The following is a 16,863-nucleotide window of genomic DNA, read 5'->3' as shown; positions in this document are numbered from 1 at the left end:
TGACAAACCCCTATACCAGTAGAAATATCACTCAAAGTATAGCATTTATTGAGCTGTCCGAAAGTTAAAGCTACGAACTGGTCATAAGTCTTGTATTTGCTACATCCTTTGTCACTTTGATGTTTTTTAATACACGATTCCAAAATCCAGCGAGGAACTAAATCTAATATTTGCCCAAGTAAAGGTTTATTGTTATTTTTGTTTCGTCTGAAGAGTCCCATAAAATTATTTTATTTTTCGCAAAACAAAAATAAGGGATTCTCAGACAATTTTAATTTCCGACTTTCGGATAGCAGTGAAAAGAGGTGTTGAATTCATAAACTTTAGTATCAGAAACTGTATTCTTATCTATATTTAAAACAAAATCATTCCAATCAACAACAAGATTATTTTTAATAAAATCATCATCAAAATTGGCTAAAGAAAATTTGTTTTGCAGTTGTTGCCTTTCTATTAATTCAATTTCTTTTGAGTCATCATTAGTACAAGAACAAAACAAAAGAATTAAGAAAATTACTAAGTAACTGGAGGGGGTAAATAATTTTTCCTTCATAATATGATTTAAAATTAGTGTTTTTTAGTGTAAAAAACATCATTTTCAAATTTACGGCTAATTTACTGTAAATCAAATACCCACTTTTAGTGATATTCTAAAAAAAATAGCCGATAGTTGGCCCGCAAGTATTGATGATGCTAGCGCTCGTGAAGACTGGAATCATGAGTTTGATTTAGAAACCATGACTACTGATATGCTGGAGCATTTGAAGTAAAGATATTAAGCATGAAAAATGCCGCAAAATTTAAGCTTTGTGGCATTTTTGTTATTGATGATCTACTAAAAAGTAGATAGTGTTGATAAAACTTGCGATAACCTATAAAATATTAATCAGCTCCACTTTTAGCTTAAAATAGCAAGCTAGTTATTTGAGGAATTAGTAATGCATTCTAATAATGGCCTATCGTCTGGAGTTAAATAAAAATCAAAAACAACAGAATCCTTTGCAGTAAGATTTAAAGGCTTAATTTCAATTGTTCTATAACCAAAACCTGTTACTTCCATTCTTAACGTTTCATAAGCGACTTTTAAACTATAAGTACTTGAATTATCAATACGAACGTTTTCACAATCTCTTTTAACCCAATAAATCAAATTATTTAAGGGTTTTCCGTTTAATGCCTTAATATTAATGGTTACATTATTATTTATCGGCTTCGCATGCATTTTATATATTGCAACTGTGTAATAAGAGTTGTTATAAGTTGTTAACTTCTTTTTTATTTGGCAACCAAAAAGTAGCATGCATACCAATACTAATGGTAAATATTTGATTATTTTAGTTATTCTTTTCATCACATTTTATTTTTGAACTTTTTTATTTTGCATCAATTCCTAATTTTAATCTTTTAATAAATTACTGCTGCCAAAAGACAAGATAAAAAACCGGATTAACAATTCTGTCTTTTCCTGTGTTACGTAGCAATTATTTGTAAAGGTTTTTAAGACTAATTGTATATATAATCACCCATTACCCTGACTACTTTCCATTGGTCTTTCTCTCTTTTCATAATCACAAGATTTATAGATCCGCTGCTGTCAAAATACTTTTTTGAATAGGAAAATAGAATGTATTTTTTATTAAAATAATACATTGGCTCTGATATAATGAACCGCTCATAGATTCCACTTCCCGCATATTTATCTATTAAATTGCGAGTTAAGATTAAACCAGTACCTCTTTCTAGGATGAAATTATAATTAGGAAAATCTTCTTTTTTCCAATGTCTTTTTAAAGTATCATTTACATACTCCTTATATAATTTTTTCCAATGTTTTTCTACATATAGCCCGTCAGTATAATCAGTTGGATCTGTTGAGTCTACATAATGCTCTGTTCCCTCGCCTCTATTAAAGATTCGTAATGCTTGAAAATTTTCTTCTTTATCACTTTGCAGAATGTGTTTCTTATTTTTATCAATTTTTTGCGTTTCTAAAAACACATTTATAGGCTCGTAACTAGCGAGATATTTACTGCTGTTGCAAGACAAGATGAAAAACGGGATTGACAGTACTACTTTTTTTATGTGTTTCATATTCACTAATTTTCACATGGAGTTCCTACAGGCGTATACCCTTGATATGGTGTCCTTTTTAATTCTGTATTGATCCTGTCTAAAATCCTCTCTCTATCGTTGAAATTTTTATCTGTAGGATCATCCGGATAATTTTTATTAAATATGTAGGTTCCTATTAGTCCGCCCCAAGCCATATCTATATAAACTTGTCTTGGATAATCTGTAGCAAAAGTATCACCTAGATGAAATTGTTCAATAGTAGAGGCTATTGCATAAACATAATCTTTAGCAATTAACTCATGATGAGCATCTGGTAAAATTATAGTGTTTTTTGTGCTTTGATGCTTTACATAGACATCAAAAATTGTTGGAAAGTCACATCTACCATCGGATGCACAAGCATTATGCTCTGCAAGCAAACTAATTGTAATACTCCTGATTTGGCATTAAACTACTATATCTTCCAACTATCTGTTTTTGACAGAACATACAATTTGATGAAAATACTATAACAATATATAATAAATACTTAATTACATTTTGTCCCTTTAGATTGATTGTTTCCATTTTGTTCGTTTAATATTATGTTCGCTATTGCTTGTCGGTCATTTGTATTGGGTACGATTTCTTTAAAGGTATCCATTTCTGCAACAATAGTGCCATTTGGATCTGTTTGAAACATCCCTGAAAACGCCATGGATTTATAATATTCCCAACCTAAGTTTCCACCTGTTCAGAACTCTTTATCCCATCTCCGTACAATCGGGATATATCCTCGCTATCGGGTTTTCTATTTCAATTGCTTGACAAGCTCCACAAGTTTACCGTTTTGTTCTAATTTTATTTTATTTTTAGTGAGTTCAAGTATTTTATATTCTTTTATCTCATTTTTAATAGCTTTAGAAATTGTAGACGATTTTTTTAAAAAAACTTCAATTTCATGGTTTTTAAATTTTGATAGCGTTAGTTTATAGTTCTCATAACCTAAATTAGAAATTTCAATAGAAACTTCTTGATTTTCTTTTTTCAGATCAAAAGTAACAAAGCCATCTTTACCTTGGACGTAACCATTCCTTTCATTTGGAATATAAATGTTTGCATTATTATTACTAATCCCTTCCAAATCTCTTATAGCAATTTTAATTGTCACTAAATCTTTTGCATTAAAATACTCCTTTGACTTATAATAACTTTTATATTCCAACTCAGTCAAATTATAATTTAAAAATAATGAGTCCTTTTTTATTTGATAATGACCTTTTCCAAATTCATCATCTCCTAAAGAGGCACCAGAATGATACTCAAAAGTTCCTTTTGCATTAAAATCAAAATAATTGTAATACTCCTGATTTGACATTAAACTACTATATCTGCCAACTATCTGTTTTTGACAGAGCATACAATTTGATGAAAATACAACAACAATATATAATAAATACTTATTCACATTTTGACCCTTTAGATTGATTGTTTCCATTTTGTTCGTTTAGTATTATGTTTGCTATTGCTTGTCGGTCATTTGCATTGGGTACGATTTCTTTAAAAGTATCTGTTTCTGCAACAATAGTGCCATTTGGATCTGTTTGAAACATCCCTGAAAACGCCATGGATTTATAATATTCCCAACCTTAGTTTCCACCTGTTCAGAACTCTTTATCCCATCTCCGTACAATCGGGATATATCCTCGCTATCGGGTTTTCTATTTCGATTGCTTGACAAGCTCGATAATTTTACCGTTGTGATTTAATTTTAAACTATTGTCGCGGAATTCAAGTAATCCATATTTTTTTATCTCATCTTTGATGGCCCTTGGATGGCCAAAACCTATGATTACACTACTATTCATATAAACATTAAAAATGTAATTAGCTGAAAGATCTATACAAATGACTTGTTTTACGAGAAATTCTCCTTCGATATGTATTTCAATTTTTGTATTAAGTTTCTCTTTTTTAAAACTCAGCATAGCTTTGCCATCAAAATCGGTTATTGTAGAGTTATAATTTGGATATGAATAAATTTGAAGTTTATGTATTGGTGTATTATCAAAATTATATGCATTAAATATAATTTTAATGGAATCTTTTGAATTGAAATATCGTTGCGATTTATAATAACTATCATATTGAACTTCGGTAAGGTCATAATTTAAAATTAGTGAATCTTTATCTATTTCGTAATGACCTTTACCAAACTCATCATCTCCTAAACTAGCTCCTGAATGGTACTCAAAAGTTCCGTTTGCATTAAAATCAAAATAATTGTAATACTCCTGATTTGGCATTAAACTACTATATCTTCCAACTATCTGTTTTTGACAGAACATACAATTTGATGAAAATACTATAACAATATATAATAAATACTTAATCACATTTTGTCCCTTTAGATTTATTGTTTCCATTTTGTTCGTTTAGTATTATGTTTGCTATTGCTTGTCGGTCATTTGCATTGGGTACGATTTCTTTAAAGGTATCCATTTCTGCAACAATAGTGCCATTTGGATCTGTTTGAAACATCCCTGAAAACGCCATAGATTTATAATATTCCCAACCTAAGTTTCCACCTGTTCCGAATTCTTTATCCCATTCATATAATGAATATCCCATTGCATCTATATATTTACTCATAAAGTTATGATGAAAAGTATTCATATCAGTGAATCCGTTTTCAGCCGCATAAATTCTCAATTGAGTTTGAAAAGGCTTATCTTTAAAATCAGGATAACCAAAAAAGTAGGCATTTAAATATGCGTGTACGGTTTCATGAATTATAGTTCTAGCAACTGATAGTTGTGTGGCATTTGCTAAATAACTGTTATTTATTGTAATGGTTGCTCCTACTGTACTGGCATTGGCATCTCCTGTTAGTAGGTCATTACGTATCGTTAAGTCTGTATTCCTACTATTTTCAAATAATTTTAATATTTCTTGTGAAAAATTCAAGTCAATGCCATCACTTGGTATTAATACTTCAGGCTTTAGTGGATTCTCTGTGTATAAGCCACTTTGAAGATTGGTGAAAATATTTTTTGCGCAAGGGTTAGTAAGTTGATTGATGATTTTGAGTTCCTCCTCTTCTTCACCGCCACCGCCACCACCGCCACCGCCACCGCCACCAAAACCCCAATTAAGAAGAGAATCATTGCTGGATTCTATTTCATAAGAATATACGTATAGGTAAGCCACGGTTAGGCTTTGAACTGTTTTTCTCGCAGGAATTATTACTTCTTGCAGCTCTATTGGCTCCGTAGCGTATGCTGTTGTGGATTTGCTTTCTATTTTATTTGTTGTATAGGCAGATGACTTTTTTATGAATTTTGAGATAAGGTATCCGTTTTTCATTCTAAATCCCTTAAAAAAGTCACCGTTCATGTTAGTGATTATTACTCGACCTGAGAAATCTTTTGTGCTTTGGTCAATATCCGGATACATTGTAAAAACCGCACTTCTTAATGTGTCGTTTACTGTAAGCAATAGCACTCTGCTGTTTTGTTGTTTGTCATTATCTGGTAAAGGAATTACAGTTAACAGTTGATCGCTATTTGTTATTTTTTCAAATGATATCGCACCATAATTAGACAAAGTAGTCGTTTTGAATGTCTTGTTACTGCTACTATTTAGCGGATTTTGTTGTAAAAATTGAATCGCTTGTTCTCTTGACACAGTTTTAATGTTTGGATCATTCTGCAATAGTGTTTCGTCTGTACTACAAGAATGCATGAAAGAGAGAGTAAAACTCATAAAAAGCAATATAATTTTGCCCCTTAAGTCACTCGTTTGTTTGTTTGTTTGTTTGTTTTCATAAAATAATTGGTTAATTACTATTTTATAAATGTAATTAATAATGAACAACTTACTATACCCACTTTTAGTGATATTTGAAAAAATTAAAAATAACCAAGAGTTGAGCACCAAAAATCACAATGTTTTTCTTAAAATGAGTTCATATCTTAAAAATTAGGGTGGAAATCTATTGTTTTTAAACCCGATTTTTTTGAAATTATGTTTTATATTAAGCATCACTTTAGAAAGATATTTTTACTAAATTTGGTAAAAACCTCCGCACTATGAAACTAAAATCAAGTGAACCTTTTTGGTTGGTGAAAAACGGAATCATCAACTCTTACCCGTCATTAAGAGAATATCTGGATACCGAAATCCTAATTGTAGGAGGAGGAATAACCGGCAGTCTTATAGCGCATCAATGCATGGCGGATGGTTACAAAACCGTGCTGATCGATCGCAGAGAAATTGGTCACGGAAGCACATCGGCTACAACATCTATGTTACAATATGAAATTGACGTGCCGTTGCACCAATTGATTGATTTGATTGGCGAAGAAGCGGCCGTTGCAAGCTATTGGGCCTGTTATAAATCAATTGATGATTTGAAAAAAATAGTTCAAAAAGTGAAATCTGATTGTGGTTTCAAGAAAAAAGAATCGCTCTATTTTGCCGCTTTAAAAAAAGACGTTGGTTGGTTAAAAAAAGAATTTGAGGCCCGCAAAAAAATTGGAATGCCAGTAAAATGGCTCGAAGCCGATGCAATTGCTGAAAAGTTTCACATCCAACATTCGTATGGCGGAATCTTATCCGAACAAGGCGGTAGCATTGATGCTTTTCAATTAGCTCATGATATTCTGGCGTACAATCATAAAAATGGATTACAGATTTTCGATAAAACCGACATCAAAAAAGTTACTGACAAACAAAATGGCGTCACCGTTCTCACAGAACATGGAACAACTATTACTGCCAAAAAAATAATTTACTGCAACGGTTTTGAAAGTACTGAAATCATTAAAGACAAATTTGTCAACCTACTTTCTACTTATGCTATGGTAGGCGAACGTTTTGAAGATGACCAATCGCATCTTAACAATACTCTTTTTTGGAACACCGCGGAGCCCTACATATACATGAGAACCACGGATGACAACCGATTGCTTATTGGTGGCGAAGACGAAGATTTTGTTGATGCTACAAAAAGAGATTCGTTATTAAATGATAAATCCGGTAAGCTGACCAAATACCTTAAGAAAATTTTACCTGATTATGATTTCAGAATGGATTTTGTCTGGGCGGGTACTTTTGGCGAGACCAAAGACGGCTTACCATACATTGGCAAACACCCTAATTTTGCAAGTGCTTATTTTGTTTTGGGATTTGGTGGAAACGGCATCACATTCTCGGTCATTGGAATGGAACTCGTTTCTGCAATGTTGAAAAACAAGAAACATCCTTTAGCCGACTATTTTAAATTTCGCAGATAATTGTAGAACTCTTTCAAACGTATTTAAAAAAGCCGCAAAAAAAATATTTTTTTTGCGGCTTTTTCTAAAATTATAATTTAATCTCTGCTAACAATTTTTTAACTTCTTTAAACTGTGATTCCGATTTAACTTCTAAAAGGTCTCTTGTTTTCCCATTTTTCAATTGGATAAAATATATCTTTTTACTAAATGAAACACGTTCCTTGATTCCTACTATTTGATTTATTGGAATTTTATCTGTACCTGTTTTTTTTAAAAAATAATTTCTTAGCCCAAAAACAGCGACCATTCCAATAAACAACCAAATTAATTTCATAAATCCAAAAGCGACCTGTGCATTGGATAAATTTAAAACTGCATTGATGAACGTTATAATCAACAGCAATTTCACAATAAAAAAATGATTTTTCAAACCATCTTTGATTTCAATTGATGCAGTAGTTTGATTGTATTTAATATCCATAAATTAGATTTCAACTAGATATTTATTGCTTATAAACGTTATTTTCCTTCTTAATATCCGCCATTAAACCGCTTGGGTCGATGGTGATTTTTTTGATGGTACTTTTAGGTTTAGCAATCATGAATTCCATGGTAGGATATGCCCAAGCCCAATCACCCAAAATAGTTCTTTTTATAGCTGGATTTGGATTTTGTTTTTCGAAACTCATCATTCGCAATGGAATGTAAAAACTTTCCATTGTCCCATCTGTATATTCTACTAACAAATCAATTGGCATTGGCATTCTACCTATTCTTTCTAATGTTACGATCGTTTTCTCACCAATGTCCCGAGGCTCTCTAATGCCGTAATCAATTGTATTGGTGGTTTGTGTCCAATCCGTCAAGTACCAATCGAGATTAGCTCCAGAAATTCTTTCCGCTGATCTCTTGATATCATTTGGCGTAGGATGTTTGAATTTAAAATCGTTGTAATACTTTTTTAAGGATTTCATTAGATTTTCTTTCCCTATCAAATACATTAATTGTGTCAGGAAAAGTTCTCCTTTGCTATACGAAGTAATACTATAGACTCTGTTTTCGTCAAAACGATCTGCATGTGTAGATTGCGGTAATTCCTTGCCGGAATTTACCATTGAAAAATAACCTGCATACGCTCCCGCAAATGGATTTTCTACTTTTTTATCAGCTATTTCATTCATTCCCAGATCTTCTAGAAAAGAGGTAAATCCTTCATCCATCCACCCGTGTTTTGATTCATTGTTAGCTAAGACATGCTGAAACCAAGAATGTGCCATTTCGTGCGCAGTTACACCTAATAATCCATCAAAACTTCCTTGTCCTAAAATTAAGGTACACATGGCATATTCCATTCCTCCATCGCCACCTTGAATTACTGAATACTGCTTGTATGGATAATCGCCAACGGTTTTGTTATAGAACTCCATTAACTGAGCCGTTTTAGGCTGTAGATTTTTCCAATTTTGAATGTATTTCGGATTGTCTTTATATAAAAAATGCAAGTCGACACCATTAGGTCCTTGTACAATGTCGTGAATGTAGTTCTTATCTGCAGCCCAAGTAAAATCATGAACCATTGGCGCTTTAAAATGCCACGTCAATGTTTTTGCTTTCTTAGGAACAGTTACGACAACGCCTGAATCTTGATACCCGTGACCTATTTCGTTTTTGTTTTGCAAATAACCAGTACCTCCTAAAACGTAATCCTTGTCAATTGTAATGCTAACGTCAAAATTCCCCCATACACCGTGAAATTCTCTAGCGATATAAGGATCAGCATGCCACCCTTCAAAATCAAATTCAGCCATTTTCGGATACCATTGTGCCATGGAAAGCGCTACTCCTTCGGCATTATTCCTTCCAGAACGACGAATTTGAATGGGAACCTGACCATCAAAATTTAAAGTAAAAGTAGTTTTTGAGTTGGGTAGTATTGGTTTAACCAAAGTAACTTCAAGAATTGTTCCTACTGTTTCTACCGAGGCAGTAGTACCATCCTGCTTAAAATCAGTAATGTTTAGATACCCAGTTTCGTTAGGTTTCAACATTTTGATTCGGCTTTGCTTCATTTCATTTGAACCTACTTTAATTTTGTTGACCATTCGAGCATCTGGATCTCTTATGCTTTGGATTCTAGCATCCATTTCACTTCCTGGCTGAAAGGCATTATTATAAAGGTGATAATACACTTTTTTTAAAGTGTCAGGAGAATTGTTAGTATAAATCAGTTCCTGTGTGCCTTTGTATCCATAATTAGATACATCCATAGTCACGTCCATTTTGTAATCCACGTGCTGTTGCCAATATCCTGTGTTTTGAGCCCATAGACTTCCAAAACTTAAAGTAAGAAAAGAAAATAATAGTAGTTTTTTCATATTTGATTTAAATAAAAATGGAAGGACAATTTGTCCTTCCATATAGAGAATGTATTAAATATTATTTAGACATTTTTTCTGCCATCAAAAAAGCATTGTAAGCATTTACGATTTTTCCTGATTGAGACAACGTAGTAAATGAACGTGTATCTGTTGCTTTTCCACCCACAATTACGTCTGTAGAAATAGCAATTCCTGAATCCATCAAAATATGTTTAACTTGTTTAGCAGATAATTTTGGATAATAAGAACGAATTAAAGCAGCAACTCCCGCAGCATTTGGTGCCGCCATAGACGTTCCCTGAAGGTACTTATAGGTATTGTTTGGAGTGGTCGCATAGATTTTTACTCCAGGAGCAAAAACGTCTACATTAATTTTTCCAATATTAGAAAAACGAGCTACAACCTTATTTCCGTATTCATAGTTTAACGCACCAATTGTAAGTACATTATCTGCAAACTCCTTTACTTTATCCTCAGAATCGTTAGGGAAGTTTTCTGCATAATCAATGTCTTTGGCATCGTTTCCAGCTGCATGAACAAACAAAACATCTTTTTTCTCCGCATATTTTATAGCATCGTAAACCCATTGCTTGTGTGGAGAAAAACTTTTTCCAAAACTTCCGTTGATTACCTTAGCACCATTATCAACTGCATAGCGAATTCCTAGTGCAATATCTTTATCATATTCATCTCCATCAGGGACAGCACGAATCGTAAGAATTTGAACATTATTAGCAACACCATCTCCACCTAATGCATTGTTTCTGGTTTGAGCAACAATTCCGGCAACATGCGTTCCATGAAGAATTTCATTCTTGTCTGGTCCCATCACGTTGTTGTTCCCGTATTTTGTGTCTGTAATGTCATTTGGATTGTCACCTAACACTTTACGGTAATCGGTTTTAAGATGATCGCCATTAATTAGTGCAACCTGTTCGTCTAATTGTTTTTGAACGGCTACTTTTAGATCTGCTATTGGCAAACCATAAGAAAGCATTTGTTGCATAGTTGCTTTACTTTTTTGGGTTACAGGTTCTTGCGAAACTATCGCAGTTACCTCCTCAACGGTATAGACTGGTTTGCCAAAATGTTTCACCAAAACAGCATCACTAGTAACAATAGCTTCTAACATTTGCTCTGAACGTGTTTTTCCTGCAACAGCATCAGCAACTTTCTTGTCATTCAGTGCTTTTGCAGCTTGATACGTCGCTTCATCGACTAAGGTTTTATCTTTAATAATTCTTTCGTATTCTAAATTCTCTTTGGTAATATCACCAAGGAAATTCCAACCGTGAATGTCATCGATATATCCATTATTATCATCGTCAATTCCGTTTCCAGGGATTTCTTTGGTATTGGTCCAAAGCACCGATTTTAAGTCTTCATGTTCAATGTCGACACCCGAATCTAAAATTCCAACAATAACGGGCACGCCTTTTTTACCTTTTAATAATTCAGCATACACTCTATCAACGCTCATCCCTGGAATGGTATCCGTCACAATATCTAAATGACTCCAGCGTTGTAGGTCATTTTCAGTAATAGGCGCTTTTTTTGTAATGTTCAAAGGGGCACTTATGGCAACTAATCCAGTAGTATTTACTACTTGTTTTGAGGTGCCGCATCCTACTAATACTAAAAAGGCAAAAGCAGAAATGTAAATAGGTTTAATGGTATTCATTGGATTTTTATTAAGTATTTGAAATATTTGTCTAAAATAATTTTTTTTGTTACAAATGCATTCCTCCTTAACACTATGTTAGGATTTCATTACAGGAAAAACGTTCTTTCAAACGAACTCCTTTTTCCGTTCGTTCCACCGTAATGATTTCGTTATGTGCATCGTGTTCTAATAATAAATAATAATTATGATCCGCGGCAGCATTCATGAATTTTTCCTTCTCTGGCATGGTCAATAAAGGTCTGGTGTCATACCCCATTACGTAAGGAATGGGAATGTGTCCGGCTGTTGCCAACAAATCAGCACAAAAAACAATTGTTTTTTCTTGATATTGAATGTGCGGAATCATTTGCTTTTCGGTATGTCCATCAGCAAAGAAGATGCCAAAACCCAGTTCCGATTTTTCTAAAAAATCACCTTCTGGTCTTTGAATGAAATTCAATTGCCCACTTTCCTGCATCGGTAAAATATTTTCAGATAAAAAAGATGCTTTTTCTCTAACATTGGGTTTTGTTGCCCATTCCCAATGATTTTCGTTAGACCAATATTTAGCATTTTTAAAAGCCGGTTCATAACCTGTTTTATCTTTATTCCACTGAACGCTTCCGCCACAATGGTCAAAATGCAAATGCGTCATAAAAACATCTGTCACATCATCCCGATGAAAACCATATTTAGCCAACGATTTATCCATAGAATGGGTTCCCCACAGCGAGTAATACCCAAAAAACTTATCCGACTGCTTATCTCCCATTCCTGTATCTATCAAAATCAATTGATTGCCATCCTCAATCAATAAACAGCGAGCGGCAATGTCAATTAGGTTATTTTCGTCGGCGGGATTGGTTCTACTCCAAATTGTTTTGGGCACCACACCAAACATGGCACCACCATCCAATTTAAAATTTCCGGTTTCTATGGGATATAATTTCATATATTTTATATTTTTTGATCGAAGCCAAAGTTAATAAATTCAAATCCTTTTAGAAGAACCAAATAGCTTTTTTCTATTTTAGAATTAGTTATAAAAATGTTATGAATTATGGAAAAAGCTTTTTATGCACTATCTTTGTCCTTAATTTAGACAAAATCAATATAAGCTATGATAAAAGTTTCTGACACAGCAAGAAAAAAAATCATCGATTTAATGAAAGATGATGGTTTTGATGCTGCAATCGACTACGTAAGAGTTGGTGTAAAAAGCGGCGGATGTTCTGGATTGTCCTATGATTTAAAATTTGATAAAACAAAAAACGAAGACGATAAAATTTTTGTAGACAACGATATCACTATTGCTGTTGAAAAAAAATCTTTTCTGTACTTAGCCGGAACAATATTAGAATTCTCAGGAGGAATTAATGGTAAAGGGTTTGTTTTCAATAACCCAAACGCAAACAGAACTTGTGGTTGTGGGGAGAGTTTCTCTTTGTAAATTAATTGAAAGATTTAAAAATTGAATAATTTAAAGATTATTAGAGTCGATAATTTTTCCCAAAGTAAAAATCTTTGAATCTTTAAATATGACAAAATCTTTTGAAGAATTTGAAGTTCACAAAAAGGGAGTTCAATTGACCAAGCTGGTTTTTAAACTTCTGAGAAAAACCACACTTGACAAGGAATTTGGTTTTAAGGACCAAATAAAAAGAGCGGTAATTTCAATTACAAATAATATTGCTGAGGGGTCAGAATATAATAACAATAAACAATTTATTCGTTATTTGAAGATTGCAAAAGGCAGTTGCGCTGAAGTTAGGAACATGCTAGTTCTAGCAAGAGAATTAGAGTTTTGTTCTAATGATGAAATTCAGGAAAGCTATATTTTGAGTATTGAAATTTCTCAAAATATTTCCAATTTCATTAAGTATTTAAATTCTAAATTGGAAATAAATAAATGATCTAGAAAATATTTAAGGAATTTTTCAATCTTTAAATTTTTCAATCTTTAAATTAAAAAAATGAGCAAATACACAGAAGACGATTTAAAAATCGAACTCGAAACTAAAGAATACGAATACGGATTTTATACTGAATTAGAATCGGAAACGTTTCCTATTGGTTTAAATGAAGATATCGTTCGCGCTATTTCGCACAAAAAAGGAGAACCTCAATGGATGACCGATTGGCGTCTGGAGGCCTTTCGTGCTTGGGAGCAAATGACCGAGCCGGAATGGGCCAATGTACACTATACTAAACCTGATTTTCAGGCTATTTCCTATTATTCAGCTCCAAAAGCGGTAGATCCCAATAAAACATTGGACGATGTAGATCCCGAACTTTTAGAAATGTATAAAAAGTTAGGTATCTCTGTCGATGAGCAAAAAATGATGAATAATGTGGCAATGGATATCGTAGTCGACTCCGTTTCAGTAGCGACAACTTTCAAGAAAACATTAGGCGAAAAAGGAATTATCTTTATGAGTATTTCTGAAGCCATCAAAGAACATCCAGAGTTAGTGCGTAAATATTTAGGATCTGTTATTCCTCAAAAAGATAATTTTTATGCCGCATTAAACTCAGCTGTTTTCTCTGATGGATCTTTTTGTTATATTCCAAAAGGCGTCCGTTGTCCAATGGAACTTTCTACTTATTTTAGAATAAATCAAGCAGGAACAGGACAGTTCGAGCGTACCTTACTTATTGCTGATGAGGGAAGTTACGTAAGTTATTTGGAAGGTTGCACGGCTCCAAGTCGTGATGAAAATCAATTGCACGCTGCTTGCGTAGAATTGATTGCTCTTGACAATGCCGAAATCAAATATTCAACGGTACAAAACTGGTATCCTGGAAACAAAGAAGGAAAAGGTGGTGTTTTCAACTTTGTAACTAAAAGAGGAATCTGCGAGAAAAACGCAAAAATTTCTTGGACACAAGTAGAAACCGGTTCTGCGATAACGTGGAAATATCCTTCTGTTATTTTAAAAGGAGATAATTCAACAGGAGAATTTTATTCGATTGCTGTCACTAATAATTTCCAACAAGCCGATACCGGAACCAAAATGATCCATTTAGGTAAAAACACTAAATCGACCATTATTTCTAAAGGAATTTCTGCCGGAAGATCACAAAACAGTTACCGTGGATTAGTGCGTATTTCGCCAAACGCGGACAACGCCAGAAACTTTTCACAATGTGATTCCTTATTAATGGGAAACAATTGTGGCGCACATACGTTCCCTTATATCGAAAGTAAAAATCCATCAGCAAAAATCGAACATGAGGCTACAACAAGTAAAATTGGCGAAGACCAAGTTTTTTATTGCAACCAACGTGGAATTCCAACCGAAAAAGCAATTGCGCTTATCGTAAACGGTTTCAGTAAAGATGTGTTGAATAAGTTGCCAATGGAATTTGCTGTTGAAGCACAAAAACTATTGGAAATTTCTCTTGAAGGTTCAGTAGGATAAAAAACACTCCAATTTTATGAAATTTAAAAATTACGGTTTAGCATTAACATTAATTATATTTTTTTTCAGCTGCAGTACTGAACAAAGCGACAATTCAACGTACGAAAAACTTTCTCAAGGTAGATATGGTGGAACTCATGATGAAGAATTTTCATCAAGCACATCAACATCTGATGGAGGACAAATAATTTTAGCAAAAACATTTTCAAATGATGGGGATGTTATTGGTAATTTACCGACTTCATTGAGCAATCTAGCTATTTGGATTATAAAATTAAATAGTAAATGTGAAATAGAATGGAAGAAAACTTATGGTGGTTCAAATACCGAAATTGGAGATAAAATTATACAAACTAAAGATGGAGGTTATCTATTTTCGGCATTAATTACATCAACCGACGGAAATTTGCTACCTGTTGACAGCAGCCAACCTCCTAGCTATAATGGTGTAAACATTTTATTAGTCAAAATTGACGCCTTTGGAGAAATTCAGTGGCAAAAAGTTACATCTTACAGCAATGATGTAATTTTGGATATAATACAAACAGAAGACGGAGGATATTTATATAATTCTTATTTTTCACTTAATAAAGTAGATGCTAATGCTAACTTAATATGGACTAAATCACTTGACTTTTACTGCTACAACATATATCAACTTGCAGATCGTAGTATTATCTTATCTGGATGTATAAATTCAAATGAATATTTTAACACAACTGGAATTATAGCCAAAACGGATGCAGGAGGGAATATATTATGGAAAAATACTTATGAAAAAACCTTACCTTTAAAAGTAATTGAATCTATTGATGGAGGTCTATTAGCTGTTGGTAGATCAAATAATAAAAATGTTCCTGTTTATTCTAATAACACTTATGTCAACAACATTATTGAAACAGCAGCTTATCCTTGGGTTGGCAAATTAAATTTATCTGGAAGTTTAGAGTGGGAAAAAGCTTTTGGACTCAAATCTGGCCCAACTGAAATAGTTACCGACATCGTATCTATAGAAAATGGCTATATAGTTGGTGGCTATTCTGATGATTTCTGGATTCTTAACATTGACAAATTAGGAAATTTCATAAATCAAAAAAAATTTGGAGGTTCTGATAATGATATATTAAATCGCATAAATATAGGTCAAAATGGCACCATGTTTTTAACAGGTACGACACAATCTAAGGATAGAGATTTAAAAAATACAAATTCTCATGGAAACTTCAATACTGATATATGGACTCTAAACATAAAAATAAATTAAGAAGCTATTCTGATAATACATATTAAACAAAAAGAAACAAATGTTAAGTATAAAAAATTTACACGCCTCAATTGGGGATAAAGAAATATTAAAAGGGATTAACCTTGAAGTAAAAGCGGGAGAAATCCATGCAATAATGGGACCAAACGGTGCTGGAAAAAGTACTCTTGCCTCAATCATTGCAGGAAACGAAAACTACGAAGTAACCGAGGGTGAAATCTCTTTAGACGGAGAAGACCTTTCAGAATTGGCACCAGAAGAAAGAGCACATAAAGGTGTTTTTCTTTCGTTCCAATATCCCGTGGAAATTCCAGGAGTTTCTGTAACTAATTTCATGAGAACGGCAATCAACGAAACACGTAAAGCAAACGGTCTGGAAGAAATGCCTGCCAACGAAATGTTGAAAGTGATTCGTGAGAAATCAGAATTATTAGAAATCGATCGTAAATTTTTGTCTCGTTCTCTAAACGAAGGTTTTTCTGGTGGAGAGAAAAAACGTAACGAAATTTTCCAAATGGCGATGTTAGAACCAAAATTGGCTATTCTTGATGAAACCGATTCTGGATTAGACATCGATGCTTTGCGTATTGTAGCAAACGGAGTGAACAAACTAAAAAGCGACAAAAACGCCATTGTAGTGATTACGCACTACCAACGTTTATTAGATTATATCGTCCCTGATTTTGTTCATGTTTTACTCAACGGTAAAATTGTAAAATCTGGAGACGCTTCTTTGGCTTTAGAGCTAGAAGAAAAAGGATACGATTGGATCAAACAAGAACAAGAAGCTTAAAATTTGTTTGAA

General features: G+C 33.3%; 20 protein-coding genes and 1 pseudogene. 7 read left to right on the top strand and 14 right to left on the bottom strand.

What is annotated here, in order from left to right; all coding sequences use genetic code 11:
* Both E0F91_RS16600 and E0F91_RS16595 read right to left on the bottom strand, forming a co-directional pair.
* The coding region (locus tag E0F91_RS16600) for a DUF4372 domain-containing protein (RefSeq protein WP_132065863.1) at positions 1-221 on the bottom strand (221 nt) is incomplete at its 3' end.
* Between the two features lie 50 nt (positions 222-271).
* A complete protein-coding gene (locus E0F91_RS16595) occupies positions 272-553 on the bottom strand; it encodes a hypothetical protein (RefSeq protein ID WP_132067508.1) in 282 nt (93 codons plus the stop codon).
* Positions 554-644: 91 nt separating this feature from the next.
* Between E0F91_RS16595 and E0F91_RS18145 the strand changes: the two are divergent.
* Positions 645-770, top strand: a pseudogene (locus E0F91_RS18145) (NAD-dependent epimerase); the annotation flags it as partial.
* 146 nt (positions 771-916) lie between these two features.
* Here the strand turns inward: E0F91_RS18145 and E0F91_RS16590 are convergent.
* The 8 genes from E0F91_RS16590 to E0F91_RS16565 form a co-directional block, all read right to left on the bottom strand.
* The gene (locus tag E0F91_RS16590) at positions 917-1,351 is read right to left on the bottom strand and encodes a hypothetical protein (RefSeq protein ID WP_132067507.1); all 435 of its coding nucleotides are present in this window, start codon (positions 1,349-1,351) and stop codon (positions 917-919) included.
* 152 nt (positions 1,352-1,503) lie between these two features.
* Complete coding sequence (locus E0F91_RS16585) at positions 1,504-2,091, bottom strand: hypothetical protein (protein ID WP_132067506.1); 588 nt, start codon at positions 2,089-2,091, stop codon at positions 1,504-1,506.
* Positions 2,092-2,096: 5 nt separating this feature from the next.
* Positions 2,097-2,492, bottom strand: coding sequence for a hypothetical protein (locus E0F91_RS16580; RefSeq protein ID WP_132067505.1), 396 nt, complete (start codon positions 2,490-2,492; stop codon positions 2,097-2,099).
* A gap of 110 nt (positions 2,493-2,602) precedes the next feature.
* Positions 2,603-2,770, bottom strand: a complete 168-nt coding sequence (locus E0F91_RS17835; RefSeq protein WP_165930158.1) for a hypothetical protein — start codon at positions 2,768-2,770, stop codon at positions 2,603-2,605.
* A 93-nt stretch (positions 2,771-2,863) separates the two neighbouring features.
* Positions 2,864-3,550 (bottom strand): hypothetical protein, encoded by a 687-nt coding sequence (locus E0F91_RS16575; RefSeq protein WP_132067504.1) that lies wholly within the window; start codon positions 3,548-3,550, stop codon positions 2,864-2,866.
* Positions 3,513-3,680 (bottom strand): hypothetical protein, encoded by a 168-nt coding sequence (locus tag E0F91_RS17830; protein ID WP_165930157.1) that lies wholly within the window; start codon positions 3,678-3,680, stop codon positions 3,513-3,515. The genes E0F91_RS16575 and E0F91_RS17830 overlap by 38 nt, the downstream gene beginning before the upstream one ends.
* Positions 3,681-3,773: 93 nt before the next feature.
* Positions 3,774-4,478 (bottom strand): hypothetical protein, encoded by a 705-nt coding sequence (locus E0F91_RS16570; RefSeq protein ID WP_132067503.1) that lies wholly within the window; start codon positions 4,476-4,478, stop codon positions 3,774-3,776.
* Positions 4,441-5,817: a hypothetical protein gene (locus tag E0F91_RS16565; protein ID WP_132067502.1), complete on the bottom strand. Its 1,377-nt coding sequence runs from the start codon at positions 5,815-5,817 to the stop codon at positions 4,441-4,443. Before E0F91_RS16565 ends, E0F91_RS16570 begins: the two co-directional genes overlap by 38 nt.
* A 326-nt stretch (positions 5,818-6,143) precedes the next feature.
* Between E0F91_RS16565 and E0F91_RS16560 the strand changes: the two genes are divergently transcribed.
* A complete protein-coding gene (locus E0F91_RS16560; RefSeq protein ID WP_132067501.1) occupies positions 6,144-7,349 on the top strand; it encodes an NAD(P)/FAD-dependent oxidoreductase in 1,206 nt (401 codons plus the stop codon).
* 70 nt (positions 7,350-7,419) lie between these two features.
* On the opposite strand, the gene E0F91_RS16555 is transcribed toward E0F91_RS16560, so the two are convergent.
* From E0F91_RS16555 to E0F91_RS16540, 4 genes are all read right to left on the bottom strand, one after another.
* Positions 7,420-7,812 (bottom strand): hypothetical protein, encoded by a 393-nt coding sequence (locus E0F91_RS16555; RefSeq protein ID WP_132067500.1) that lies wholly within the window; start codon positions 7,810-7,812, stop codon positions 7,420-7,422.
* Positions 7,813-7,834: 22 nt separating this feature from the next.
* Positions 7,835-9,706, bottom strand: coding sequence for a M1 family metallopeptidase (locus E0F91_RS16550; protein WP_132067499.1), 1,872 nt, complete (start codon positions 9,704-9,706; stop codon positions 7,835-7,837).
* A gap of 61 nt (positions 9,707-9,767) precedes the next feature.
* Positions 9,768-11,390: a S8 family peptidase gene (locus tag E0F91_RS16545; RefSeq protein WP_132067498.1), complete on the bottom strand. Its 1,623-nt coding sequence runs from the start codon at positions 11,388-11,390 to the stop codon at positions 9,768-9,770.
* 73 nt (positions 11,391-11,463) lie between these two features.
* Positions 11,464-12,324: an MBL fold metallo-hydrolase gene (locus E0F91_RS16540; RefSeq protein WP_132067497.1), complete on the bottom strand. Its 861-nt coding sequence runs from the start codon at positions 12,322-12,324 to the stop codon at positions 11,464-11,466.
* Positions 12,325-12,492: 168 nt separating this feature from the next.
* Between E0F91_RS16540 and E0F91_RS16535 the strand changes: the two genes are divergently transcribed.
* The 5 genes from E0F91_RS16535 to sufC all read left to right on the top strand — a co-directional run bounded on the left by E0F91_RS16535 (position 12,493) and on the right by sufC (position 16,851).
* Positions 12,493-12,822: a HesB/IscA family protein gene (locus E0F91_RS16535; protein ID WP_114753489.1), complete on the top strand. Its 330-nt coding sequence runs from the start codon at positions 12,493-12,495 to the stop codon at positions 12,820-12,822.
* A gap of 88 nt (positions 12,823-12,910) precedes the next feature.
* Entirely contained in the window at positions 12,911-13,285 is a 375-nt protein-coding gene (locus E0F91_RS16530; protein WP_132067496.1) for a four helix bundle protein, read from the top strand.
* A 60-nt stretch (positions 13,286-13,345) separates the two neighbouring features.
* Positions 13,346-14,794, top strand: coding sequence for a Fe-S cluster assembly protein SufB (gene sufB, locus E0F91_RS16525; protein WP_132067495.1), 1,449 nt, complete (start codon positions 13,346-13,348; stop codon positions 14,792-14,794).
* A gap of 16 nt (positions 14,795-14,810) precedes the next feature.
* Positions 14,811-16,058 carry a hypothetical protein gene (locus E0F91_RS16520; RefSeq protein ID WP_132067494.1) on the top strand — a complete coding sequence of 416 codons (1,248 nt, stop codon included), beginning with the start codon at positions 14,811-14,813 and terminating at the stop codon, positions 16,056-16,058.
* 40 nt (positions 16,059-16,098) lie between these two features.
* Positions 16,099-16,851 carry a Fe-S cluster assembly ATPase SufC gene (gene sufC, locus E0F91_RS16515; protein WP_132067493.1) on the top strand — a complete coding sequence of 251 codons (753 nt, stop codon included), beginning with the start codon at positions 16,099-16,101 and terminating at the stop codon, positions 16,849-16,851.
* Positions 16,852-16,863: the final 12 nt, after the last annotated feature.

The sequence above is a fragment of the Flavobacterium sandaracinum genome (genome assembly GCF_004349135.1).
GTDB classification, from domain to species: domain Bacteria; phylum Bacteroidota; class Bacteroidia; order Flavobacteriales; family Flavobacteriaceae; genus Flavobacterium; species Flavobacterium sandaracinum.
Note: the sequence above shows the minus strand (reverse complement) of the source record. Positions and strands in the feature narration are given on the sequence as shown.